This window comes from Vibrio sp. D401a (genome assembly GCF_030248515.1).
Lineage (GTDB): Bacteria > Pseudomonadota > Gammaproteobacteria > Enterobacterales > Vibrionaceae > Vibrio > Vibrio rotiferianus.
The window spans coordinates 61,528-87,550 of record NZ_JAHGAI010000018.1 but is presented as its reverse complement, the minus strand read 5'-3'; the positions used below and the strand labels follow the sequence as shown (position 1 = coordinate 87,550).

Annotated in this window: 19 protein-coding genes; 13 read left to right on the top strand and 6 right to left on the bottom strand. The window is 46.4% G+C overall.

The window, feature by feature from the left end:
- The first annotated feature begins 300 nt into the window (after positions 1 to 300).
- Both fadI and fadJ read left to right on the top strand, forming a co-directional pair.
- Positions 301 to 1,608, top strand: a complete 1,308-nt coding sequence (fadI, locus tag KIV41_RS08765) for an acetyl-CoA C-acyltransferase FadI (protein ID WP_005433092.1) — start codon at positions 301 to 303, stop codon at positions 1,606 to 1,608.
- Positions 1,608 to 3,722, top strand: coding sequence for a fatty acid oxidation complex subunit alpha FadJ (fadJ, locus tag KIV41_RS08760; protein ID WP_285336096.1), 2,115 nt, complete (start codon positions 1,608 to 1,610; stop codon positions 3,720 to 3,722). The genes fadI and fadJ overlap by 1 nt, the downstream gene beginning before the upstream one ends.
- A gap of 77 nt (positions 3,723 to 3,799) precedes the next feature.
- Here fadJ and KIV41_RS08755 read toward each other — a convergent pair whose 3' ends face one another.
- Positions 3,800 to 4,072 (bottom strand): CG2 omega domain protein, encoded by a 273-nt coding sequence (locus tag KIV41_RS08755; RefSeq protein WP_252040968.1) that lies wholly within the window; start codon positions 4,070 to 4,072, stop codon positions 3,800 to 3,802.
- A 95-nt stretch (positions 4,073 to 4,167) separates the two neighbouring features.
- Complete coding sequence (locus KIV41_RS08750) at positions 4,168 to 6,945, bottom strand: insulinase family protein (protein ID WP_252040966.1); 2,778 nt, start codon at positions 6,943 to 6,945, stop codon at positions 4,168 to 4,170.
- A gap of 377 nt (positions 6,946 to 7,322) precedes the next feature.
- Between KIV41_RS08750 and sixA the strand changes: the two genes are divergently transcribed.
- Positions 7,323 to 7,787, top strand: coding sequence for a phosphohistidine phosphatase SixA (gene sixA, locus KIV41_RS08745; protein WP_038898829.1), 465 nt, complete (start codon positions 7,323 to 7,325; stop codon positions 7,785 to 7,787).
- A gap of 103 nt (positions 7,788 to 7,890) precedes the next feature.
- Here sixA and smrB read toward each other — a convergent pair whose 3' ends face one another.
- Positions 7,891 to 8,421, bottom strand: a complete 531-nt coding sequence (gene smrB / locus KIV41_RS08740; protein ID WP_017817810.1) for an endonuclease SmrB — start codon at positions 8,419 to 8,421, stop codon at positions 7,891 to 7,893.
- A 61-nt stretch (positions 8,422 to 8,482) separates the two neighbouring features.
- Here smrB and prmB point away from each other — a divergent pair, with 61 nt between their 5' ends.
- On the top strand, positions 8,483 to 9,415 hold the full coding sequence (prmB, locus tag KIV41_RS08735) for a 50S ribosomal protein L3 N(5)-glutamine methyltransferase (protein ID WP_005433096.1): 933 nt from the start codon (positions 8,483 to 8,485) through the stop codon (positions 9,413 to 9,415).
- Between the two features lie 221 nt (positions 9,416 to 9,636).
- Positions 9,637 to 10,722 carry a chorismate synthase gene (gene aroC, locus KIV41_RS08730; RefSeq protein ID WP_188052939.1) on the top strand — a complete coding sequence of 362 codons (1,086 nt, stop codon included), beginning with the start codon at positions 9,637 to 9,639 and terminating at the stop codon, positions 10,720 to 10,722.
- Between the two features lie 20 nt (positions 10,723 to 10,742).
- On the opposite strand, the gene KIV41_RS08725 is transcribed toward aroC, so the two are convergent.
- Positions 10,743 to 11,681 carry a LysR family transcriptional regulator gene (locus KIV41_RS08725; RefSeq protein ID WP_285336095.1) on the bottom strand — a complete coding sequence of 313 codons (939 nt, stop codon included), beginning with the start codon at positions 11,679 to 11,681 and terminating at the stop codon, positions 10,743 to 10,745.
- A 90-nt stretch (positions 11,682 to 11,771) separates the two neighbouring features.
- Here KIV41_RS08725 and KIV41_RS08720 point away from each other — a divergent pair, with 90 nt between their 5' ends.
- Positions 11,772 to 12,506, top strand: a complete 735-nt coding sequence (locus tag KIV41_RS08720; protein ID WP_285336094.1) for an SDR family NAD(P)-dependent oxidoreductase — start codon at positions 11,772 to 11,774, stop codon at positions 12,504 to 12,506.
- Positions 12,507 to 12,567: 61 nt separating this feature from the next.
- On the opposite strand, the gene KIV41_RS08715 is transcribed toward KIV41_RS08720, so the two are convergent.
- Positions 12,568 to 13,191, bottom strand: coding sequence for a trimeric intracellular cation channel family protein (locus KIV41_RS08715; protein ID WP_005433103.1), 624 nt, complete (start codon positions 13,189 to 13,191; stop codon positions 12,568 to 12,570).
- 327 nt (positions 13,192 to 13,518) lie between these two features.
- Between KIV41_RS08715 and KIV41_RS08710 the strand changes: the two genes are divergently transcribed.
- The 3 genes from KIV41_RS08710 to KIV41_RS08700 all read left to right on the top strand — a co-directional run bounded on the left by KIV41_RS08710 (position 13,519) and on the right by KIV41_RS08700 (position 15,062).
- Positions 13,519 to 14,049, top strand: a complete 531-nt coding sequence (locus KIV41_RS08710) for an elongation factor P hydroxylase (protein WP_285336093.1) — start codon at positions 13,519 to 13,521, stop codon at positions 14,047 to 14,049.
- A gap of 66 nt (positions 14,050 to 14,115) precedes the next feature.
- Positions 14,116 to 14,379, top strand: coding sequence for a YfcL family protein (locus KIV41_RS08705; RefSeq protein ID WP_010449546.1), 264 nt, complete (start codon positions 14,116 to 14,118; stop codon positions 14,377 to 14,379).
- Between the two features lie 158 nt (positions 14,380 to 14,537).
- Positions 14,538 to 15,062 (top strand): NADPH-dependent FMN reductase, encoded by a 525-nt coding sequence (locus tag KIV41_RS08700; protein WP_285336092.1) that lies wholly within the window; start codon positions 14,538 to 14,540, stop codon positions 15,060 to 15,062.
- A 120-nt stretch (positions 15,063 to 15,182) separates the two neighbouring features.
- Here the strand turns inward: KIV41_RS08700 and mnmC are convergent, their stop codons facing one another.
- Positions 15,183 to 17,201 carry a bifunctional tRNA (5-methylaminomethyl-2-thiouridine)(34)-methyltransferase MnmD/FAD-dependent 5-carboxymethylaminomethyl-2-thiouridine(34) oxidoreductase MnmC gene (gene mnmC / locus KIV41_RS08695; RefSeq protein WP_285336091.1) on the bottom strand — a complete coding sequence of 673 codons (2,019 nt, stop codon included), beginning with the start codon at positions 17,199 to 17,201 and terminating at the stop codon, positions 15,183 to 15,185.
- 128 nt (positions 17,202 to 17,329) lie between these two features.
- On the opposite strand from mnmC, the gene fabB reads away from it, so the two are divergent.
- From fabB to KIV41_RS08675, 4 genes are all read left to right on the top strand, one after another.
- Positions 17,330 to 18,541 carry a beta-ketoacyl-ACP synthase I gene (fabB, locus tag KIV41_RS08690; protein ID WP_005433116.1) on the top strand — a complete coding sequence of 404 codons (1,212 nt, stop codon included), beginning with the start codon at positions 17,330 to 17,332 and terminating at the stop codon, positions 18,539 to 18,541.
- 319 nt (positions 18,542 to 18,860) lie between these two features.
- Positions 18,861 to 19,994, top strand: a complete 1,134-nt coding sequence (locus tag KIV41_RS08685) for a 4-phosphoerythronate dehydrogenase (RefSeq protein WP_285336090.1) — start codon at positions 18,861 to 18,863, stop codon at positions 19,992 to 19,994.
- Positions 19,991 to 21,004: an aspartate-semialdehyde dehydrogenase gene (locus KIV41_RS08680; protein ID WP_010449535.1), complete on the top strand. Its 1,014-nt coding sequence runs from the start codon at positions 19,991 to 19,993 to the stop codon at positions 21,002 to 21,004. The genes KIV41_RS08685 and KIV41_RS08680 overlap by 4 nt, the downstream gene beginning before the upstream one ends.
- Before the next feature lie 209 nt (positions 21,005 to 21,213).
- Entirely contained in the window at positions 21,214 to 25,968 is a 4,755-nt protein-coding gene (locus tag KIV41_RS08675) for a FimV/HubP family polar landmark protein (RefSeq protein ID WP_285336089.1), read from the top strand.
- Positions 25,969 to 26,023: the final 55 nt, after the last annotated feature.

Sequence of the window (26,023 nt, the reverse complement as noted above, 5' to 3'; positions counted from 1 at the left end):
TTTGAAGGCTGACTTTACTTTCTCCTAATCAGGAAACTGATTAATTTTACAATTGGCGTATGTTAATTGTTTTATAGATATTCCGACCACACAGTTTTGTGTGGTTTTTTTTTGCCAATTTTTCCACTTCCCCTCTCTTCCTACTAGAGCTTATATAGTTCGTTTATCTTAAACGCAGAAGAATCAATGGACTAGCGCAATAGATCTACTCGCTTCACGTTTATTTAAACGCACGTTTGATAAATTTAACAAACTGATTACAATGCATCAGGTCAGACCTCTTGTATTTAAGGAGAAACAATGGGCAAGCAGGAAGTGAAAACACGCCACGGTGAACGTGTTGCTATTGTCGCAGGGCTACGAACCCCCTTTGCTCGTCAAAGCACTGAGTTCAGCCAGGTGCCAGCGGTCGATTTAGGCAAAATGGTAGTGAGCGAAATGCTTGCTCGTACAGACATCGATCCGAAACTCATCGAACAAGTGGTATTTGGGCAAGTAGTTCAAATGCCAGAAGCGCCAAACATTGCACGTGAAATCGTGCTTGGTACCGGTATGCATATCCATACCGATGCGTACAGTGTGACTCGTGCGTGTGCAACCAGCTTCCAAGCTGCAGTCAACGTGGCTGAAAGCATTATGGCGGGCAGCATTGATGTTGGTATCGCGGGTGGTGCGGATTCTTCATCTGTTCTGCCAATTGGTGTTTCGAAGAAACTTGCCGCTAACTTGCTTGCGTTAAGCAAAACCAAAACGCTGGGTCAAAAGCTCAACATTCTTAAGAAACTCAGCTTCAAAGATTTAATGCCAGTGCCGCCGGCAGTGGCTGAATATTCGACGGGGCTTTCTATGGGCCAGACTGCCGAGCAAATGGCGAAATCGCACGGCATTACTCGTGCAGAGCAAGATGCTTTGGCGCACCGTTCTCATTCTTTAGCTTCGCAAGCTTGGAAAGACGGAAAGATCCAAGATGAAGTGATGACCGCTTTCCCTGAACCTTACAAAAAGTGGATCTCTGAAGATAACAACATTCGTCATGACTCAACATTAGAAGGCTACGCAAAACTGCGTCCGGCCTTTGATCGCCAATACGGCAGCGTAACAGCAGCGAACAGTACGCCATTAACCGATGGTGGTGCAGCTGTGATGCTAATGCGTGAAGGCAAAGCGAAAGAACTTGGCATGGAAATTCTTGGCTACATTCGCGGTTATGCGTTTTCGGCTATTGGCGTAGAAATGGACATGCTGATGGGGCCAACATACGCAACAGCAAAAGTGTTGGAGAATACGGGTCTAGAGTTGTCAGACCTGACGTTAATCGACATGCATGAAGCGTTTGCTGCTCAAGCGCTTGCGAACGTGAAGATGTTTGCTTCTGATAAATTTGCCCAAGAAAACCTAGGTCGTTCGAAAGCGATAGGTGAAATCGACATGGATAAGTTCAACGTTCTTGGGGGGTCAATTGCCTACGGTCACCCATTTGCAGCAACTGGCGCTCGTATGATGACCCAAACACTGCGTGAGCTTAAACGTCGTGGCGGTGGTCTTGCGTTGAATACAGCATGTGCCGCAGGCGGTCTTGGTGCAGCAATGATTTTGGAGGTTGAGTAATGAGCGAGCAAAAAGCATTTAGTCTAAAGATTGATGAGCAGAACATTGCTTGGCTAGCCATCGATGTGCCAAACGAAAAAATGAACACTCTGCAAGCTGCGTTTGCAGATGAGATGAAAGAGATCTTCGCTCTACTCAAAGACTCCAGTGGCGTAAAAGGGATGATCATTCATTCCCTAAAACCAGATAATTTTGTCGCGGGCGCCGATGTTCGTATGCTTGAAGCGTGCACCACGGCAAGTGAAGCCGAGGCATTGGCTAAGCAAGGTCAAGAGTTGTTCCAACAGCTTTCCGATCTGCCTTATCCGGTTGTTGCTGCGATTCATGGTCCGTGTCTTGGTGGTGGTTTAGAGCTTGCTCTCGCGTGTGACTACCGTGTATGTACCGATTCAGATAAAACGCGTCTAGGCCTGCCAGAAGTGCAGCTTGGCCTGCTGCCAGGTTCTGGCGGTACTCAACGTCTTCCGCGTTTGATTGGTTTGCTGCCTTCGTTAGATTTAATCCTTACAGGTAAACAACTGCGTGCTAAGAAAGCGAAAAAACTGGGCGTTGTTGATGCGTGTGTGCCACATACGATCCTTCTTGATGTAGCAAAACAGCTTATCGAAAAAGGAAAGAGCAAAGGTAAGAAGAAGCAATCGACCAAAGAGAAGTTGATGTCGGGCAGCGGTTTAGGTCGTAAGTTTGTGTTTGAGCAAGCCGCGAAGAAAACCAATGAAAAAACCCGTGGTAACTACCCAGCAACGGTTGCGATTCTAGAAGTGATCCAGCATGGCCTTGAAAAGGGCTTTGTGCAAGGTCAAGAGCTTGAAGCGAAGCGTTTTGGCGAACTGGTGATGAGCTCAGAATCTAAAGCATTGCGCTCTATCTTCTTTGCCACCACTGAAATGAAGAAAGAAAACGGCGCGGAAGCAGACCCAGCTACAGTCAATAAAGTTGGCGTGTTGGGTGGCGGTTTAATGGGGGCGGGCATCAGCCACGTTTCTGTTGCGAAGGCGAAAGTGCCAGTACGAATTAAAGACGTCAGCAATGATGGTGTGCTTAACGCATTGAACTACAACTACAAGTTGTTCGAAAAACAGCGTAAGCGCCGCATTATCTCGAAAGCAGGTCTGCAATCGAAGATGCTGCAATTGTCTGGTGGTATTGATTTTACAAGCTTCAACCATATTGATGTGGTTATCGAAGCGGTGTTTGAAGATCTCGATCTGAAGCAAAAGATGGTTGCGGATATCGAAGCGAACGCTAAACCGGAAACCATTTTTGCGACCAATACGTCTTCGTTACCAATTCACAAAATTGCGGAAAAAGCAGAGCGCCCAGAAAACATCGTCGGTCTGCACTACTTCAGTCCGGTAGAGAAAATGCCGCTGGTGGAAGTGATTCCTCATGAAACTACTTCAGAAGAGACCATTTCTACGGTTGTTGCACTTGCGAAGAAGCAGGGCAAGACACCAATCGTTGTTAAAGACAAAGCTGGCTTCTATGTAAACCGTATTCTGGCACCTTACATGAACGAAGCTGCGCACATCTTGCTGGCAAATGAGCCGATTGAACAACTTGATGGTGCTCTGCTTGACTTCGGTTTCCCAGTTGGTCCGATTACTTTGTTGGATGAAGTCGGCGTTGATATCGGTGCGAAAATCATGCCGATCTTGGTTAATGAGTTGGGCGAGCGATTCAAAGGTCCAGACGTGTTCGATACACTACTGAACGACGGTCGTAAAGGCCGTAAGAGTGGTAAAGGCTTCTACACCTACAAAGGTAAGAAGAAAGAAGTCGATAAGTCTGTGTACAAGCTGCTGAACCTGACGCCAGAATCAAAACTGAGCGACAGTGACATTGCATTACGCTGTGTATTGCCAATGCTAAACGAAGCCGTTCGCTGTTTAGACGACGGTATTATTCGTTCTCCACGAGATGGCGATATCGGCGCGATCTTTGGTATTGGTTTCCCGCCATTCCTAGGTGGTCCATTCCGCTACATGGATCAATTCGGTTTGAAAGAGCTGGTTGAGAAAATGAACGAGTTTGCATCGAAATACGGCGATCGTTACGCGCCATGTGATGGTTTGTTGACTCGAGCTGGCGAAGGTCGTAATTTCTACGACTAATTGCCATAGCAAAAAATAGAAAGGCTTGCGTGATGCAAGCCTTTTTGATTTCTGAAAGAGGATCCGTTTACAGACAATTAGTCGTCATTCTTGCCTTTGTTTTTTCCCTTTCCTTTATCATTTCCATGACCTTTACCAGGGTTATCATCACCATGGATACTGGCGTTACCTTTCCCTTTTCCTTTGTTGTGTTTGCCAGAGCAGTCGTCTGACTTAATTGATACGTTATCACCATCAAGGCGCAAACAGTCCTCACTTAACTCGAAGCCGTCACCTTTAATTGAGATATCTGCGTAAGCAGCGGGTGCAAGTGGCATTAGTACAGCAGCAAGTAAAAGTAGCTTTTTCATGTAATCCTCGTGTCTGCGTATTTATTGAACAAGGTAATTACAGCATAAACGAAAGTCTCATTTTTACCATTTTACGCCAGTCCTGTGGTCGAGCTTTACCCTAAACCACAGTCTTTTGGACGCAGTTGAAATTCCTCTGTTGAACCTATTTCTAACCCTAAATCAATACGCGGAGCATCAATATGCGATGTTCCTTGAGAGTGCATTACTAAACGATTGGCAGTACGAGGTTTAAGTTCATTTACGACAAAACGAATCATATCTGTACGGGTAAGGCTTTTTAGTTCCTGTAGTACTTTTTCTCGTTGGTTGAACTCAGTATCTTTGTTTCCGATGGCAACCCAAAGGCGCTGCGCTCTGCCACGTAACGTCGTGTCTGGCGCTGCTATCTGGTTCCACAGCCCCCGTTTACTACTGTGCCACTGGTACTCATTGAGCTCTAATAGCACCATGTAAAAAGCATTTAAGAACTCATCAATCGAGGTAACCAGTTCGGCGGGAGCTGCGTTAGGTGATTGCACGTAAAGCACTATACCTGGATGACGATTGAGCGGCATATTGCCAGTGCCGACCATGTAACCAAGCTGCTGTTTAGTCCGGATTTCATGGAAGAAGGTTGCGGACATCAAATGATTCGCAAGTGAGTACAGGGCAATATTGCGAGGCTCTATATCTTCACACTGATGGTAGATAACAACCGCAGAATCTTGCTGGTTGCAATGCACTTCACGTTGGAAGCTGCCGTTTTCACCCAGCATGACCAATGGACGGAGCGCCTCCTCGTAGCGCTGCTCTTTTACGCGCAGAGCATCTTTCAAGGTAGTTGCCATATTGTGAGCTTGCTGGCGCTGCCAGTCACCATACACAAACATCTCAACGTGAAGCTCAGCAAGAATCGACTCCACAAACACAGACAGCTCATCCACCTCAATTTCTTCCAGTGCTTCAACCAATGTTGCGAATGGTGGATTGTTTGGTTGAAGTAATCCTGTCAACGCATTGAAAAGCTGCGAAATAGGACGATCTTGGGAAGAATTTCGCCAATTACGTAGCAGTTGCTGTTTGATGGTTTCAAATCGAGCAGGACTAAATTCACGCGCCGCAAAACGATGCAGAATCATCTCTAGCAGTTGAGGCAGTTTTTGGCTAAAGCCCGACAGCGTGAGAGTAACTCCGCCTTGGTGAGCGTACATGTTGTAGCCCATGCCTGCAATTTCCGCTTGGTAGGTTTCTTGCGCCAGAGAATCGAGGAACATCTCAACACATAGCCGGGTTTTCACGATGTTTTTCGGAGATGCTACCGCGTGAGAACTATCAATAGCGACATACACGACGCCTTTTGGCACGCGGAATTCGTCATCTTGCAGATGCCAGAGTCGGAAGCCTTCGAGATCTTCAACCAATTCTGGTAGCGACCCTCCATTTTCGAATGGCCTCGGGTCTAGGTCATAACAAATGTATGGGTTCTTTTCTGGTAGCACGAAGTGCCAGCTAGGATCGATTTGTTTATAGAAACGACGTTGGTCTTCGCTGAATGGGGTGACCGAGTAAGGCGTGAAGTACCACTCTGCGGTTTGGTTGTATTCCAAACCTTTTGCAATCAACGTGACGCGAACATTTTCAACCGAAAGATATTGCAACAATGAACGTTGAAGCTTTTCATCGTAGCCTGCCATTTTGTAGTCACCATAAACCGTGTCTTCCGGTTGATAGTGCTGCATGTTGATCACTAGATGGCTGACCAAATCCATTGGACGAGATGGCTCTTGGAAGCGGAAAGCCGATTCCAACACCGCTTGTTTTTCCAAGTAGCGCCACTCATCCATGCCATTTTGTTTGATCATGGAAAGGTACTGGAATACAGCTTGAACGATGTCATCGACATGATCTAAGCCACTTGGCGTCAGTGTGCAGCTCACCGTAAAGTCTCGATAGTTGCTGCCACTCGCGCCACCCCCTGCAGAGAGGGAAGTGATCCAGCCTTTCTCTTTCAATTGGATCATCAGACTGCCTTCGCCTTCATAGCCTAACAGGTGGGCAAAGTAGGAGAGGGGCTTCACGCTATAGTGCTCATCCATTCCTGGCATTGGGAAAGTCAGGATCAGTTTGCGGAATTCTTTGATAGGTTCGACTTGGACCAAAATGCTTGTGCTGTCTTCAGTGCCGATAGGCACATCGATCGACTTACCGCGCAGCTGGTGGTTTGGAATATCAGCAAACATGGTTTCCACCCACGCTTGCTGTTCATCCAGAGATTGCGGACCAAACAAAGTCAGCGTCATCAAATCTGCGGAATACTGTGAATGGTGAAACTCAACAATCTCATCGCGAATGGATTTGCCATCGCGATCGCCTAGTGTACCTGCGTTGCCGACGGAGAATTTAGCGAATGGATGTTCAGGGTTAATGACTTCTTTGTTTACTTGATACAGACGGCGAGAGTCATCATTGAGTTTGAGCTTGTATTCGGAGTCGACTGCTTGGCGCTCTTTGTCTAGCGCTTCTTCGTTAAACAGTGGCGCGGTAAAAAATTGACTAAAGCGGTCGAGTGCCGTTTCAAATGCAGTTGGTGTCACATCGAAGAAGAAACAAGTGTGCTCAGTACCCGTCCAAGCATTGTTGGTGCCACCATGTTGACTAATATAACTTTGAAACTCGCCAACTTTAGGGTATTTTTCCGTACCCAAAAAAAGCATGTGTTCTAGGTAGTGTGCCAGACCTTGACGATCCATTGGGTCATCAAAGTGTCCAACGTTAACTGCTAGGGCTGCTGCCGACTGTTGAGCCGTGTCAGAATGAATCAGCAACACGCGCAGGGCATTACTCAATGTAATGTAGCGGTATTGATTTGAATCGTTTGGACTTAGGTGCACGATGCGTCTCCAGATTTCGCATTACAGTAATTATGATCCCCGAGCGGGGAGGCGCAAAGTTTGCGCTTCGACAAATACTGCTTGCCGCATTTTTGTTATTCGTAAGAGTACTGCATAAGCCCATCAGCAAATTGCTATGGGGTTCGAGCTATTTGAAGGAATGCACTGAGTTCATAACTTCATCGTAGAATGTGATGAACTGAGTATATTCTTTTTAATAGATTGTTAAGAAAGTCGCTATCTTTAGCAAGCGAATTGGTATAATGAACCGATAATTATATCAGTATTTTTGTTTCGACATTATTAAAGTTAGCCCGCTATCCGTATAAAGATAGCAGTCAACCTTTTGGTAGCGTTAGCTATCCCTAGGAAATAACATGAAAATATTTATCTTGCGTCACGGTGAAGCAGAGCATTTTGCGAACACCGACGCGGAAAGACAACTGACCCCAAGAGGCAGAACTGAATCGGAAGCAGTTGCCCGAGCATGTAAAGAGCAAGGTTTTGCTCAATTCGACAAAGTACTGGTGAGCCCGTACATTCGAGCGCAGCAAACTTGGCAAGAAATCAGCGCACACTTTTCGGCTAAGAGCATCGAAACGTGTGAAGACATCACGCCTTACGGTCAATCCGACCAAGTGTTTGATTTCGCTAATGCGTTGATTGAAGTTGAGAAGCTTGAATCTCTTTTGCTTGTGTCGCACTTGCCGCTGGTGGGCTACCTTACCTCGGAATTTGTGAAAGACATGACGCCGCCAATGTTCCCGACATCTGGCTTGGTGTGCATCGAATTTGATCCGCAAACACAACGCGGTGAAGTGCTTTGGCATATCACGCCATAGAGCACCACCTCTCGGGATGATGGCTCGAGAAAAACAAAAAGGCAGGGTTAACCTGCCTTTGTCGTTCTTGCTCGTCCGAGAAGTACTTCTCGAAGTCGGTGAGTTATTTTTCTGGAATAGACAGTAGCACCAGTAGGGCACCATCGCCGCCAAACTCTAGAGGCGCTTGGTGGAATGCCATTACGTCTGGATGTTGAGCTAACCAAAGCGGCGCTTTCTGCTTCAGAATGTGCTTACCGATGCCGTGTTGTACACACGCACAGTGGATTTCGTTTTTCACGCAGTACGCGATCATCGCACCGAGTTCTCGCTTGGCTTCTTGCTGTGTCATGCCGTGCATGTCTAGGAAGACGTCAGGCACGTACACGCCACGACGAAGACGTTTCACTTCATAAGTGGACACATCGTCACGTGCATAACGAGTTGGTCCCTCTTCATTAAGAAGTGGAACAAACTCATCAGAAAAGTAAAACTCAGAATCACTCGCTTCACGGTTTGAGCGTTTGATTTCTTTTTGTTTAGAATTTTTTTTTGGTTGCTGGATTATGGTATCCTGTCGCAACTTTTTTACGCCCTGTACTGCATCCTTAAACAAGGCGAAATCGTCATCGTGTTCGGTGTCTTTTTTGCTCATTAGGTAAACAATTTCATTTTTACAATTTATGGCAGTATTGTAGCGCTTTTCGGAGGCAATTTTGGATAAGATTTTTGTAGAAGAGGCGGTATCGGAGCTCCATACCCTTCAAGATATGATTCGTTGGACGGTAAGCCGCTTTAACGCAGCTAACCTGTTTTACGGTCATGGCACTGATAATGCGTGGGATGAAGCAGTTCAGCTTATCCTGCCAACATTATACTTGCCGATTGATGTGCCTCCGCACGTATTGAACTCTCGCCTTACGACAAGCGAGCGTCTGCGTATTGTTGAGCGCGTAGTAAAACGCATCAACGAGCGTACACCAACTGCATACCTAACGAACAAAGCATGGTTCTGCGGTCTTGAATTCTTCGTTGATGAGCGTGTACTTGTGCCACGTTCTCCAATCGGTGAATTGATTCAAGCGGAATTCCAACCTTGGTTGGTGGAAGAGCCTACGCGCATCATGGACCTATGTACGGGTTCTGGTTGTATCGCGATTGCTTGTGCGCACGCTTTCCCTGAAGCAGAAGTTGACGCGATCGACATCTCTACAGACGCTCTACAAGTGGCTGAGCAAAACGTACAAGATCACGGTATGGAGCAACAAGTGTTCCCAATCCGCTCTGACTTGTTCCGCGATCTTCCAAAAGAGAAATACAACCTGATCGTGTCTAACCCACCTTACGTGGACGAAGAAGACATGAACAGCCTACCAGACGAGTTCACGCACGAGCCTGAGCTAGGTCTAGCTGCTGGTACTGACGGTCTAAAACTGGTTCGCCGTATTCTTGCTAACGCACCTGACTACCTAACAGACGACGGTATTCTTGTGTGTGAAGTAGGTAACTCAATGGTTCACATGATGGAACAGTACCCACAAATTCCATTCACTTGGATTGAGTTCGAGAACGGTGGTCACGGCGTATTCATGCTAACGCGTGACCAATTGGTTGAGTGTGCAGAAGAGTTCAAACTGTACAAAGACTAAGTCTGTCGAAATAAACCATTCGAATAAACAATGAAAACACCGAGCCCAGTGCTCGGTGTTTTTTTATCCGCTTCGCACTGAGCTTGGAAAATTTCGGCTGTTTTGTTTTTTCCACCAAATCGGGCTTTACATCAAAACGTAATACCGCCACTATGATTCCACGAAGAATTGAAAAGCAGTTGCGCTCATGGAGAGCGTGGCGACAAGAACTTGAGGAAGTAATGGCAGGAAACAGTATCGGACAACATTTCCGAGTAACGACATTCGGAGAAAGTCACGGTATCGCACTAGGATGTATCGTAGACGGATGCCCTCCAGGTTTGAAAATCACTGAGGCAGATCTGCAAACGGATCTCGACCGTCGCCGTCCTGGCACATCACGTTACACTACCCAACGTCGTGAACCGGACGAAGTAAAAATTCTTTCTGGCGTTTTTGAAGGTAAAACCACAGGTACTTCAATTGGTCTGATGATCGAGAACACAGACCAACGTTCTAAAGACTACTCAGACATCAAAGACAAGTTCCGTCCAGGACACGCTGATTACACTTACCACCAAAAATACGGTGTGCGCGACTATCGAGGTGGCGGCCGTTCGTCTGCTCGTGAAACGGCAATGCGTGTGGCGGCTGGTGCAATCGCTAAGAAATACCTAAAAGACGAGTTCGGTGTAGAAATCCGCGCTTACTTGTCGCAAATGGGTGACGTTTCAATCGATAAAGTGGATTGGAATGAAATCGAAAACAATGCGTTCTTCTGCCCAGATGCAGACAAAGTGGAAGCGTTTGATCAACTTATCCGTGATCTGAAAAAAGAAGGCGACTCTATCGGCGCTAAAATTCAGGTCGTGGCAACCAACGTGCCTGTTGGTCTTGGTGAGCCTGTATTTGATCGTTTGGATGCAGACATCGCGCACGCGTTAATGAGCATCAATGCAGTGAAAGGCGTGGAAATCGGTGACGGTTTTGATGTGGTAAACCAAAAAGGCAGCGAGCACCGTGATACGCTTTCACCAGAAGGCTTTGGTAGTAACCACGCGGGCGGCATTCTTGGCGGTATCTCTACTGGTCAAGAGATTGTTGCAAACATCGCGCTTAAGCCAACCTCAAGCATTACGGTGCCAGGTGAGACTATCACTAAAGAAGGTGAACCAACTCAGTTGATCACTAAAGGTCGTCATGACCCTTGTGTGGGGATCCGCGCTGTGCCTATCGCAGAAGCGATGCTGGCTATTGTCGTGATGGATCACTTGCTACGTCATCGTGGTCAAAACCATGGTGTACAAACCGAGACTCCAAAGATTTAAAAAAATAGCGCCGATGGGCGCTATTTTTTTATTTTGAGTCGCGGAGGAAGAACTCTTGCGAGCTCATCCCAAACCGCTCTACTCGCTTTGGAATGAGTGGCTTTCCCGAGACAAAGTAGTTGAATGGGAGCGGTAAAGTCCACAGTATAGCTGTCGAGTATGGTTGTCAGTTCGCCGCTCTCTAATTCTGATGCGATGACATTAGGATCAAGTCTCGCAATACCTACTCCTTGTTTGAGCAACTCTACCAAGGCCCTTGCATCATCACTTTGTATTGCGCCCTCTACTGATACGGATTCAATGTTTTTATTTTCATCGACAAATTGCCAATGGTTCTGTGTAGAAGTCTGATTGGCAAAAACTAAACACTGATGGAAAACCAATTGGTTCGGGTGGGTGGGATAGCCATTCACTTTTAAATAGTCATCACTTGCGACGAAGCACCAACGCTTTTCTCCAATCTTTCTCGCCAGCATTGGTGAGTCTGGTAACTCACCTATCCGGATTGCAATATCAATTTTGCTCTCAATTAAGTCGACACAGTTGTCATCAAAACTCAGTTGAAATTGGATCTGTGGAAAGCAAGCTACCAGATATTTCATTTGTGGTAGCAAATAGTGTTGCCCAAGAAGTGTCGAGCAACTGATTTTCACCTTTCCACTCGGTATCGTTTGTTGGTCGAGTAGAAAGGTTTCCATCTTGTCTATTAGAGAAGGAAGTTCTTGAGTAGTATTGAGTAACGCTTCTCCCGCCTCAGTTAAAGTTAGCTTTCGAGTGGTTCTTTGGATCAGGCGTTGCTCTACAATCTCTTCTAACTGGCGAATTTTCTTGCTTACAGAAGAGCGCGGTAAATTGAGTTCATTTGCTGCAGACTGAAAACTTCCTCGCTCTACGACAAGGCGAAAGGTTGCCAAGTGTGGGAGTAATTTATGGATATCAAAGAGGCTATTGGTGCTCATATAGAAACAAAATGATGATGGTTTGGTAGCTAATAATTATTGATACTTTCAATTAACCTGACTTTGGATTCAATTCAAAGGAAGGAAAACATGAAGTCAAACGCAATATTGGTCACGGGAGCAACGTCTGGGATAGGGTTGGAATTAGCTCGAAAGTTAGCAAGTGAAGGCTATCACGTTGTTATAACAGGTCGAAATAAAGTGAAATTAGATGATGTTGAAACAAAATTAGGCGCTAACATCACTACGTTACTGTGTGACAATGAAAACCACCATGATGTACAAGCTATTGGTAAAGAGATTCAAGCGCTGAATATTAAGTTGGATGGCGTGGTTTTTAATGCTGGTGTTTACTTCCCTAACGAATTAGGAACTACATCGCTTGAAGAATTTGAGCTTACTTTAAATACCAATTTTAAAGCGCCGTTTTTTATGTTGCAGTCGTTACTTCCGGTGATGAATAACCCGGCCAGTGTCGTGATGGTCTCCAGTTTGGTTGTTGAAAAGGCCTTTGTGAATTCTTCACTTTATACGTCGAGTAAAATGGCGCTAGAAGGTCTAGTGGGAGTATTGAATCTAGAACTTGCTGAACGAGGGATTCGTATTAACAGCGTACGGCCAGGAGTAACAGCTACCGATATTCAAGAGAAAGCAGGAATGTCTCAAGAAGCATTTAATGGGTTGAAATTGGCGATGAAAGAGACACCAGCAGGTAGAATTTTAACGCCAAAGGACATAGTTCCTGCGATAGAGTTTCTACTATCTGAATCATCCATTGGGCTGCGAGGTGCTGCTTTCGATATTGATGGAGGTTTGAGCTTATAAACACAAAAGGCAGCTCAATGAGCTGCCTTTTTAATGGTGTTTCAATTGGTTTCGAATTCAATTAGTGAATTGAACCTTCTGTTTCCAAGTGGAATGAAGGTAAGCGCCATTTGAAGCGTACTGCAGCCATACGCAGCATGTAACCAGTAATCAGAGTGACAATCGTCGCGGTTACATCTGGTACGTTGAACTCAAGCAGAGCTAGGTATAAACCAGATGCAATAAGTGCCACTGAGGCGTAAAGCTCTTCATGCAGCACAAGCGGCGTTTGGCGACAAATCAAATCACGTAGCAGGCCACCAAATACGCCAGTTACCAATGCAGATACCATACAGATTCCAGGGTGCAAGCCCATGCCAATCGCCACTTTGGTACCGATGATGCTAAATACGATCAAGCCCAGCGCATCCAAACGGATGAACAGACCTTTGAGCTTAATTACCCATTTTGCTAAGCCCGTCGTTAGTACACCCGCAACGCACGTGATTGCTAGAAATTCTGGGTTCTTTACCCAACCCAGAGGGTAGTGACCTAGTAGAATGTCGCGTACTGTACCGCCACCAATTGCCGTTGCACTGGCTACCAGCATAACGCCAAACCAATCCATTTTTCTTCGACCAGCGCTCAATGCTCCAGTCATGGCTTCAGCCGTGATACCAATGATGTACAACACACTTAGCAGCATAAGGGGACACTCAAATAAAAGGGCTCTGTCATGATCCTTGAGATTAAGGAAAACAGCAGCAAAACTTACCAACAAGATTTAAGCCTTGGAAGGGGCTCAAACCCAAAAAGAATCACGCTTTAAGTGGCGTTGAAGTCGCCAGCATTAAGCTTAAAAATAAGGCGTGAGTGTAGTGGGAAATGTGATCTGTGACGAATGAGAAATTGTATGGAGAAAGCCGCTTTCAGATAAATTCAGCTAATAACCAAACTTGTTGTGTGGCTTTACCTGCGTAACAAAAACAGCGACAATGCGCACCGCATATCAATTTGAAGTACAGAATCGATCATGAACCACGAATATCAAGACCTTATCACCATTTTCAATAATACATTTCTCGAGTCTTTTAATACTAAGCTAGAACTCGGTGGTGATGAGCCGATTTACTTACCAGCAGATCAAGAGCATCCCCATCATCGGATTATTTTTGCTCGTGGTTTCTATGCGTCAGCGCTGCACGAAATTGCCCATTGGTGCGTAGCAGGACCCGAGCGTCGTTTGCTGGAAGATTTTGGTTACTGGTATGAACCTGACGGCCGCACAGCCGAGGTTCAAGCTGAGTTTGAAAAAGTGGAAATTCGCCCTCAAGCGTATGAGTGGATTCTAGCGAAAAGTGCTGACTTCCCTTTTAACGTCAGTTGTGACAATCTACACGGCGATTTTGAACCAGATCGTCTTGGTTTCATGCACAAAGTGCACAATGAAGTCATGGGTATTCTAGAAAACGGTCTTCCGCCTCGCGTGAAAATGCTATCGGATGCGTTGCGTGCCTTTTACCAAACCAAGCCGCTGGAAACGACTGACTTTGTAGCTAAGTAATTTCAAGTTACGGGTTCAGGGTAATGTTACTGATTCGAGTCCATTAAATAACCTCAGAGAAGCTCCATGATTATTGAATTTGAAGAAAAACTACTAGAACTGATTGATGCTCGCATTGAAACGGCATCGGATGATGAATTGTTTGCTGGTGGTTATTTGCGTGGTCACATTTCTCTGTCTGCTGCAGCGTGTGAAGAAGAAGGCATTAACGATGTGACTGAGCTGAAATCTCGCATCGAAAATAGCCTCGAAGCAGCGCGCTCAGAACTGACGCCTGCGGATCGCGTGATAGTGAGCGATCTGTGGCAAGAGCTTCAAGCGCAAGCTTAGGGCTCGGTTAGTTGCTCTAAGCTTCTAGTCAAAACAAAAAAGAGTTGAAATAAACTCCTTCGAAATTTTCGAATCTCTCCTTAAAATTTTTGTGGTTGTAGCACCTAGGCTCACCTTTTACCCTAGTGAGTACAAAACGTGAACAAAGGATTACAACCATGAAAATTATCGCATTCGGCGCTTCTACTAGCTCCACCTCTATCAATAAAACCCTTGCGACTTACGCTGCCAACCTTGTTGAAGGTGCAGACGTGCAAGTGTTAGACCTCAATAGCTACGATGTTCCTTTGTTCAGTGAAGACAAAGAGAAAGAAATTGGTCAAGCGGAAGGTGCAAAGACGTTCCTTGCAGATATCGCTACGGCTGATGCTTTGGTGGTTTCTTTTGCTGAGCACAATGGCTCTTACCCAGCGGCTTACAAAAATTTATTCGATTGGGCGACACGTATCGAGCGCAATGTATTCCAAAACAAACCTGCGGTGTACTTAGCAACGTCACCAGGCCCAGGTGGTGCACAAACGGTTTTGGCAGCGGCAACAGGCTCTGCACCTTACTTCGGTGCTGAAGTGAAAGCATCGCAATCTGTTCCAAGCTTCTACGATAACTTTGATTTGGAAGCGGGTCAGTTCCGTAATGCGGAAATTGCCGAGCAAGTGAAAGCGGCCGTGGCGGCATTGAACTAAAAGCTGGTAACCCCCTCTAACTCCCCCTTGGAAAGGGGTAGGACGAATGTGGGGCTAAGAACTTGTTCCTCCCCTTTTTAAGGGGAGGCTAGGAGGGGTTCTTTACGCACTTGAAAAACGTTACAGCTCAGTAATCGCCTTACCTTTACGCAGTTTTCTAACCCACATACGGCTTGGGTGCAGCTCAGTCAGTACATCAACAGGCAGTGGTAACGGGTCGCCACAGATTTGTGATGCCAACACTTCTGCCATTAGGGGCGCTGAGCTCAAACCGCGAGAACCTAACCCTAGGAAACAGAATAGGTTAGGGAACTGGTGAATCGCTTCAACGTCTTGTTCTTGTTGATTTTGTAGACCCGCATATTGCGTTTTGATGGTTTCAAAGTCGCCTACGTTACCTACAAACGGCAGGTGATCACGGCTAACGCAGCGAATGCCTTGGCGTGATAAATTACCAGAGGTATCTACTTCTTTCGTCCAAGCTTGGTCTGGCAAACACTTCACCAACTTCTCGGCGTTGTCTTTTTGTGCTTCCTCGTCAAACTCGTAGTCTAGGTGGCTGCGGTCGTAGCTTGCACCGATGCATAAGTGCTGATTATTCGGGTTAACAGGAGTCATGTAACCGTCGTAACACAATACTGTTTTCAGCTTAGACAGCGTTTCAGTTGCAGGGGCGTGGCTAACTTGGCCTTTTACCTGACCCATCGGTAGAGCAGCGGTTTGGGTTAGTGTTTGGAATTCACTGCCGTTCGCTACCACCACGGTTGAGTGTTCAAAGCTTTGACCGTTAGCCTTTAATACCCAAACCTTACGCGCTTCATCCCAATCTAGTGACTCGACTTGATGCTCGAACTTCGCTGCAAAAAGCTCTGTTTTCTCCAGTTGAGCAATCAAACCACGGGTCAGTTCAGCAGGGCATAACCAGCCACCAAGAGGGTAATGAACCGATGCCATATCGATCGGCAATCCAATTTTTTCAGCCGTCTCTTCAGCAGATAGTTTGTGAATCAACTCTGGCGTGAAATTACCAGCAAGCATTTTTTCCAACTTGTCTGCAGATTTGTTATCCCACATGAGTTGCGTGATGCCGCACCAATCGTGATCAAATTGGATATCTTGCGCTGCTTGGTCAACAAACTGACGGGCAAACAAAAAGCCCGGAGCAAACACACGAGAAACGCCTTTGTGGGGACCATTTAATAATGGGTACACTGCGCCTTGGCGGTTGCCTGATGCGCCTTCTGCGGGTTGAGCGTCTTTGCAGTAAAGCGTGACATTTTGACCGCGACGAATCAGCGTTTTAGCCAAAGCCGCGCTAGCGATGCCGCCACCAATAATCGCGATGGAATCATGATTGGTCGATGCTGTGCGGTTAAACCAAGGTAGGTGGTTTGAATGCGCTTCACGTTGCTCCATCGAACCTGCGATCATTTCACGTTTGGTGCCAAAGCCTTTGACTTTCTTCATTGCAAAGCCCGCTTCGTTTAAGCCGCGACGCACAAAGCCCGCTGCCGTAAAGGTTGCGACCGTGCAGTCCTGTTTCGCTAATTTTGCCATGCCGTTGAATAGGTTTTGGTTCCACATTTCTGGGTTTTTGCTTGGTGCAAAACCGTCTAAGAACCAAGCATCAATCAAGCCTTGCTCAGCATAAGGAACAAGCGGCATGCAGTCTTTGATATCACCAAACCATAGGTCGAGCGTAATTGCGCCGTCTTCTAAAACAATGCGATGGCACTCAGGCACTGCGGCTGGATAGTGCTGTTGCAGCTTTTCAGCAAACTCTGCCAACTCTGGCCATGATTGGTGCGCTTTTTCTAGATCAGCTTTGCTCAGTGGGTACTTCTCAAAGCTAACGAAATGCAATTCTTTTAGCGTTGCCTCTGGATATTCGCGACGAAATTCGGTAAACCATTGCCACACGGCTAAGAAGTTCAACCCTGTGCCAAATCCGGTTTCACCAATAACAAAACGTCTTTGGTCAAATTCCTGCCATCTTTCTGGTAGATGATTTTGTTTGAGGAACACGTAACGCGTCTCTTCGAGACCGTTTACGTTGGAGAAATAAACATCATCAAATTGGTCAGAAACCGGTGTACCAGCTTCGTTCCAACCAAGTTCTGCGTTTTTAATCGAAGTCATAATGGTGCAAATATGTGATTTGGCGCGGTTAGAATTCGGCGATTGTACGAATTTCTGGGAAAGCTGACCACTTTTGTTGACTATCTTAGTTATTATCTAGCGGATTTTTGAATTATAGGAATGTCATAATGAAACGAGTCGTAATCACCGGTATGGGTATTGTTTCAAGTATCGGTAACAACGTCGAAGAAGTTCTAGCGTCTCTTAAAGCGGGCAAATCTGGCATCACTGCGTCTGAGCAGTTTAAAGAAAACGGTCTGCGTTCGCAGGTGTGGGGTGATCTGAAAATCAACCCTGCAGAGTTTATTGACCGTAAGCAGATGCGCTTTATGGGTGATGCGGCTGCTTATGCATACCTATCAATGCAGCAGGCAATTGAAGACGCTGGTCTATCTGAAGAACAAGTTTCAAACGATCGTACAGGTATCGTTGCTGGTTCTGGTGGTGCTTCTGCATTAAACCAAACAGTAGCAACTGACACGATGCGTGCGAAAGGCGTAAAACGCGTAGGTCCTTACATGGTGCCACGTACTATGTCTTCAACAGTATCTGCGTGTCTTGCAACACCATTTAAGATTCGTGGTGTGAACTACTCAATGAGCTCAGCTTGTGCAACGTCTGCACACTGTATCGGTCACGCGATGGAGCTTATCCAACTTGGTAAACAAGACATCGTTTTTGCAGGTGGTGGTGAAGAGCTAGATTGGTCTCAAACTATGATGTTTGATGCAATGGGCGCACTATCTACTAAGTACAACGAAACGCCAGAAAAAGCATCTCGTACTTACGATGCAGATCGTGACGGTTTCGTTATCTCTGGTGGCGGCGGCATGCTGGTTATCGAAGAGCTAGAGCACGCACTAGCACGTGGCGCGAAAATCTACGGCGAAATCGTAGGTTACGGCGCGACTTCTGATGGCTACGACATGGTAGCACCATCAGGTGAAGGCGCAGTTCGTTGTATGAAGATGGCAATGCAAGATGTTGACGCTATCGACTACATCAACACACACGGTACTTCTACTCCTGTAGGTGACGTGAAAGAGCTAGGCGCTATCCAAGAGCTATTCGGCGACAACAGCCCTGCTATTTCTGCAACAAAAGCAATGACAGGTCACGCACTAGGTGCAGCTGGCGTTCACGAAGCGATTTACTCAACGCTAATGCTAGACAACAACTTCATTGCGCCAAGTGTGAACATCTCTAACTTGGATGAAGCAGCACAAGGTCTAGACATCGTAACGGAAGCTCGTGACGCTGAGCTAACGACAGTTATGTCAAACAGCTTTGGTTTTGGTGGTACAAACGCGACATTGGTAATCAAAAAGTACCAAGCGTAAGCGACCCAAAGCTAACTGAATTTGTTGGTCGGAATATCACTGTGCTTTCCCATACGGCGTAAACGGACCAACAAACCGGTTTCCAGAGCTTGATCAGTCAAACTGGTCGAACAGACGCAGACTCTATCCCAAGGAGAGCGGGATAGGATCCTTTTGTTCTGGAACTTTGCCCGGCTAATTTAGCCGGGCTTTTTCTTTTCTGAAACCTGTTTTTGCTCACTCTAATTGTTGAGATTTTTCAAGAAAAGGGCACAATCGCTTTAGCTTCGCATCTTGCGAATAAACGAACTCATACAAATGGATGTTAAACGCTGGCGCTATGAAAATTATTGTTGATGAAAATATGCCGTACGCTGAAGAGCTATTCAGCCAACTCGGTGAAGTGATTTTAAAACCTGGTCGTACACTGACAGCCGATGATTTAGTCGATGTAGATGCGTTAATGATTCGCTCAGTCACCAAAGTAAACGCAGAGCTGATCAGCAAAGCAAACAAGCTGAAGTTCGTTGGTACAGCAACAGCAGGCATGGATCATGTAGACCAAGCACTATTGCAAGAGAAAGGTATTTTCTTCACCGCAGCACCAGGTTGTAACAAAGTTGGTGTTGCTGAGTACGTGTTCAGTGTCATGATGGTGTTAGCACAGCAGCAAGGATTCTCGGTTTTCGATAAAACCGTTGGCATCATTGGCGCGGGGCAAGTCGGTAGCTATCTTGAAAAATGTTTGAAGGGCATGGGCATTAATGTGCTTATTAATGACCCGTTCAAACAAGAAGAGGGTGATTCTCGCAGCTTCACTCCGCTAGCCGAGTTGATCGAACGTTCTGACATCATTACGCTGCACACGCCAATCACCAAAGATGGCCCATACCCAACGCATCATCTGATTGATGAGAAGGTGCTAAATGGTCTTCGTAGCGATCAAATTCTTATCAATGCGGCACGCGGTCCAGTCGTGGACAACCAAGCGCTTAAGCAACGTTTACTGAAAAACGACGGCTTTACAGCGGCACTCGACGTGTTTGAATTTGAACCAGAGGTTGATATGGAGCTTCTGCCTCTGCTAGCATTCGCAACCCCTCACGTTGCAGGCTATGGTCTGGAAGGGAAAGCTCGCGGTACGACGATGATTTTCAACAGCTACTGTGAGTTCTTAAATAACGAATTACGTGCGCATGCCAGCGATTTACTGCCAACCGCGCCTGTTCCTACTATGGTATTGGACAGAGCATGGGATGAAGCGACGCTGCACAACATCACGCAGTTAATCTATGATGTGCGTAAAGATGACGCTCTTTTCCGCCGCGAAATCAGTAAGCCAGGCTCTTTTGACCTGATGCGTAAGAACTACTGGGATCGCCGCGAGTACAGCGCTGTCACGCTAATGGGTAATGAAACATGTAATCTTGCACCATTAGCAGAACTAGGTTTTCAGGTTGAGGTAAGTCAATGAGCCAGCAATACAATGTTGCCGTATTAGGTGCGACCGGTGCGGTCGGTGAAACAATTTTGGAAGTGCTTCAAGAGCGCAAATTCCCAGTAGGCGAAATCTTCCTACTAGCGAGTGAGCGCAGTGAAGGTAAGACTTACCGCTTCAATGGTAAAACGGTACGTGTTCAAAACGTAGAAGAGTTTGATTGGTCTCAAGCGCACATCGCGTTGTTCTCTGCTGGCGGTGAACTATCTGCTAAATGGGCACCAATTGCAGCTGACGAAGGTGTTATCGTAATCGACAATACGTCACACTTCCGCTACGAATACGACATTCCTCTTGTTGTTCCAGAAGTAAACCCAGAAGCGATTGCAGAGTTCCGTAACCGCAACATCATCGCAAACCCGAATTGTTCAACCATTCAAATGCTGGTGGCGCTGAAGCCAATTCACGATGCAGTTGGTATCGAGCGTATTAACGTGTCAACGTACCAATCGGTTTCTGGTGCAGGTAAGTCAGGTATTGATGAGCTTGCCGGTCAAACAGCGAAACTGCTAAACGGTCTACCAGCTGACAAGAAGCAATTTTCTCAGCAAATCGCGTTTAACTGTATTCCGCAAATCGACCAGATGATGGAAAACGGCTACACCAAAGAAGAAATGAAAATGGTGTGGGAGACGCAAAAAATCTTCAACGATTCATCGATCACAGTAAACCCAACGTGTGTTCGTGTACCAGTGTTCTACGGTCATGCAGAAGCACTTCACGTTGAAACTCGTTCTCCAATTGATGCGCAAGAAGTTATCAACCTTCTTGAGCAAACGGATGGTATTGAAGTATTCCACGGTGAAGACTTCCCAACACAGGTTCGCGATGCGGGCGGTAAAGACCATGTTATGGTTGGTCGAATCCGTAACGATATCAGCCACCACAGCGGCGTAAACTTATGGGTCGTTGCGGATAACGTTCGTAAAGGCGCAGCAACTAACGCGGTTCAAATCGCAGAAGTTCTAATCCGCGACTACTATTAATTGGTACTTGGTCACTTTGATTAAGGATCTTAAAGCCTCGCTCAGTGCGAGGCTTTTTTGTTCTATCTGAAAAAAATTGTGTGAGATTAGTACGAATATTTCGCGAGCCCCACATTTTTTATCCTCAAACCTATAGTTTTGCTCGCTATATCCGATATATTTAACCGATCACCATTTAAATTATTTTTAGCACACAGACTGAGCTTTTTATGCATCAAAACTATAAGCGTCTATTAGCTGCACTAATGCTGATGGGCGCGACTCAGACATCGTCAGTGGTACAGGCTGAAGCAATTCGACTTGTCGGCCCCTCTGGTGAAGTGCAAGCTGCTCCGAGTTATGCAGAGCAGATAGAAAGAGCGCTTCCAGCGACTCCAGAAAATTTACAGCCTTCACGTTTTTACGGCCCTACCGGTCAAAATGAAACGTTATGGTCTATCGCGACTAAGTTAAGGCCATCAAACTCAGTTTCTGTTCAGCAAACGCTACTTGCCATTTATCGTATCAACCCTCAAGCGTTTGAGAATCAGAATATCCATCTCTTGGAATCTGGTAGCCGTTTAAGAGTGCCATCTCTTGAGCAAACTCGGATTGCTACAACCGCTCAAGCGGCGGCTGTAATGAAGGCGCATCAGGCAAAACTCAATCAAGCGACACAGCCAAAACCTGTTGAACCTAAGCCTGAACCTGTACGCCCAGTCCAAGCAAAGCCTGAGCCTCAAACTACTACGCCGAAGATAAATGTGGTTCAACCTGAGGAAGTTCAGATTACAGAGAAACCGCTTCCTAAAGTGGAAACTTCTCCTCAGGGAGAGCAACAGGTATCGGCATTAAAAGAAAAGCTACAAGTGTCTCAAGGCGAGTTGGAATCACTCGAAGAAAAGAATCACCATTTGAGGTTGATGCTTTCTGAAGTTCAAACCGAAGTAGATTCTTTAAAAACTGAATTAAATGACGAAGAGCGCATTCGCTCAGAAGTTGAAAAATTATTAGCTGAAGAACGTCAACGCGTTGCTGAGCAACAAAGAATGCAGCCGAGCACATTGGATAAAATTTTGTCCAATGGCTGGTTAGTTGGTCTCGCCGCATTGATTCCAGGTGCATTGATTGCCTTATTGATCGTGATGCTGTTGGGACGTCGTTCAGCTGCGAAAGAAGAAGCCGCGGAAACTGAAACGCCTACACCTGAAATGGCAGCTGCACCGCTTGCTATTGGTGACTCCATTGATGAGCTTGATGAAGAGTTGAGTCTAGATGATGATCTCTTTGGTGATGATAGTGACCATGACGAGCTGTTCTCTGATGACAGCGGTCAAGAGGATGACGACGTCTTTGCAAGTTTGGACGATGACGATCTTGACTTCAATCTTGAAGGGGAAGATGGAGAAGATCCATTCGCTGGTATTGGTGACGATGGCGACCTTGATGTTGGTTTAGATGACTTTGATTCGTCGGCGAATGGAATCAGCGTTAATGGTGAAGAGAAAGCGTTAGGTCTTGAAGAGATGGAACGCGCACTAGATGAAGTATCACCAGAACTAGATTTAGATGATACCGCTTCAGGTGATGACTCTGCTTTCGATCTCTCTGATGAGCCGGCAGATACTGGTTTGTCTATGTCAGAAGATGAGTTCTCAGAACTACTATCTGCTGATGAACCAACAGAAGAACTTGAATCGGGTGCATTAGATCAATCAATGCTCGATGACTTGTTCTCTGGACTTGCAGAAGAAGATGATGCTCCGATTGAAGACAGTTCTCCAAGTGAAGTAAACGAAAATGCGTTTGGCGCTGGAATGGCATCTGATGATGACATCGATCAGCTATTAGCACAGTATGAGCAACCTGCCGAAGAGGTTGAAGAGGCTAAATCAACAGCGAACGATGAGTTTGATTTGAGTGAAGACAGCGATGCATCTGCTTTACTCGATGAGTTGCTCGGAGAAGATGATGGCGGTTCACTGTCAGAGTTAGACCCACTTGAAGAGCTTGAAGAACTTGCAGGCTACGATGAAGAGCACATTGACGAAAGTAGCACAGACCTACTCGATGAACTGATTGATTTAGATGAGGATGATAGTGAAGACTTCGATCCTCTAAATGAATTAGAGCAACTGTCAGGCTTTGATAATGATTCAGAGGCATTGGAGTTAGATGAAAATAGCACAGAGTTGCTCGATGAATTATTAGATTCGGATGCTGATGAATTTCTTGAAGAGGACTCCGAGTCCGATAAAGATGCATTTGATGAACTTATCGGTCAAGACGATACAGAGAGCGATGAAGATGAACTATTGTCATCACTTGGCTTTGAGGAACTTCTAGCAGAGCAGTCGCCAGCGGTTGAAGAGAGCTCCTCTTCTTTAGACACTGACTTTGACATTGATGCGCTAGTTTCTGAGCAGCAAGTAGAAGGCTCTCAAGCTGAAGATGAGCAGTCAGTACAAGCTGAGGAAGAGCGCAGTTTTGACCGGAATCAGTTCGTTGGTGATTTGGAAGAGATTTCACCTAAAGGCGATGCTTTACTTAACGAGCTGTCTGAAGCAGAAGCTCAAGATGAGCCTTTGGAAGATGCAGTGGTTGCCTTTGAAGCTGAATCAGCTCTTGAGTCAGAGCCATCAGATCTACCAGAGCCAGTGGTAGAGGAGGTTATTGAGCCTGAGTTTGAAGAGCCAAAAGTAACGCCAACACCAAATACTTCTCCGAACGAGTTTGGCGTTCCTCAAGAGGAAGACTGGTTACTTGATGAAGAGTCATCACAACCAGAGCAGCCAGTTGCTGAAGCGGAAGAGTTCAACTTCGATGAGCTAGAGTTGCCAGAGTTTGGTGAAGAAGATGCGATGGCATCTATGGCTGAAGAGCCAGCAGAGCCGGAAGCCGCAGCTCAACCAGAGCAGCCAGTTGTCGAAGATGAAGAGTTCAACTTCGATGAGCTAGAGCTACCAGAGTTTGGTGAAGAAGATGCGATGGCATCAATGGCTGAAGAGCCAGCGGAGCCGGAAGTCGCAGCTCAACCAGAGCAGCCAGTTGCTGAAGCGGAAGAGTTCGACTTCGATGAGCTAGAATTACCAGAGTTTGGTGAAGAAGATGCGATGGCATCAATGGCTGAAGAGCCAGCGGAGCCGGAAGTCGCAGCTCAACCAGAGCAGCCAGTTGCTGAAGCGGAAGAGTTCGACTTCGATGAGCTAGAGCTACCAGAGTTTGGTGAAGAAGATGCGATGGCATCAATGGCTGAAGAGCCAGCGGAGCCGAAAGTCGCAGCTCAACCAGAGCAGCCAGTTGTTGAAGATGAAGAGTTCAACTTCGATGAGCTAGAGCTACCAGAGTTTGGTGAAGAAGATGCGATGGCATCGGTGGCTGAAGAGCCAGCAGAGCCGGAAGTGGCAGCTCAACCAAAGCAGCCAGTTGTTGAAGATGAAGAGTTCAACTTCGATGAGCTAGAGCTACCAGAGTTTGGTGAAGAAGATGCGATGGCATCAATGGCTGAAGAGCCAGCAGAGCCGGAAGTCGCAGCTCAACCAAAGCAACCAGTTGTTGAAGATGAAGAGTTCAACTTCGATGAGCTAGAATTACCAGAGTTTAGTGAAGAAGATGCGATGGCATCAATGGCTGAAGAGCCAGCAGAGCCGGAAGTCGCAGCTCAACCAGAGCAACCAGTTGTTGAAGATGAAGAGTTCAACTTCGATGAGCTAGAGTTACCAGAGTTTGGTGAAGAAGACGCGATGGCATCAATGGCTGAAGAGCCAGCAGATCCGGAAGTCGCAGCTCAACCAGAGCAACCAGTTGCTGAAGCGGAAGAGTTCAACTTCGATGATCTAGAGTTGCCAGAGTTTGGTGAAGAAGATGCGAAGGCATCCATGGCTGAAGAGTCAGCAGATCCGGAAGTCGCAGCTCAACCAGAGCAACCAGTTGTTGAAGATGAAGAGTTCAACTTCGACGAGCTAGAGTTGCCAGAGTTTGGTGAAGAAGATGCGATGGCATCAATGGCTGAAGAGCCAGCAGAGCCGGAAGTCGCAGCTCAACCAGAGCAGCCAGTTGCTGAAGCGGAAGAGTTCGACTTCGATGAGCTAGAGCTACCAGAGTTTGGTGAAGAAGATGCGATGGCATCAATGGCTGAAGAGCCAGCAGAGCCGGAAGTGGCAGCTCAACCAGTTGTTGAAGATGAAGAGTTCAACTTCGATGAGCTAGAGTTGCCAGAGTTTGGTGAAGAAGACGCAATGGCATCAATGGCTGAAGAGCCAGTAGAGCAGGACGTTGAAGAGCAATCTGAACAGGATGCATTGTTTGACATGTTTGCTCAGCCAAGCGAAACGGTAGCTCCAGAGTTTTCGGCGCCATCTGAACCGGAAGTGTCTGATTTTGATGAAGCTGCAATGGCGAATCTACTTTCTGAAGACAGTATGGATTCAGAAACCTTCGATACTGATTTGGACAGTGACACCATAGCAAGCGCAGGCATGGATATTGAGGCTATGCTTGACGTTGGTGATGATTGGGATGGTTTCAAGCTTTCTCCTGAAACTGAGTACCCTTCTCGTGGGGAGGAAGTTCCAGAAGATGAGCGTGAGGTTTGGAGTTCATCAGAGGCACTTGAGCAGCCAAGAATCACCGAAGAAAACTGGGGTGAGCAAGAAGACCTTACCGACTTTGACCCAAAGAAAAATCAGTTCATGACGATTGACGAATTGATGGCTCAAGTGGATAAAGATGGTGGTGAATTTGAAGAGCAAGATCTCAAACTTGATGTTGGTTTGAACGAGTTTCCTGATGTGATTGGTGATAATGGTGATGTCGACGTAGATAGTAACGCAGAGGCGGCAGGTAAGCTTGACCTTGCAAAAATCTACCTAGAGATGAATGACCCACAAGGTGCGGTCAAACTGCTAGAGGAAGCCATTGTTTACGGTGAAGATGATATTCGCCGCGAAGCGAAAGGACTCATCGACGCCATCAACGGTCGATAAACAAAAAATGGGTAGCAAACGCTGCCCATTTTTGTATCTGGAAGGACTTACGTAT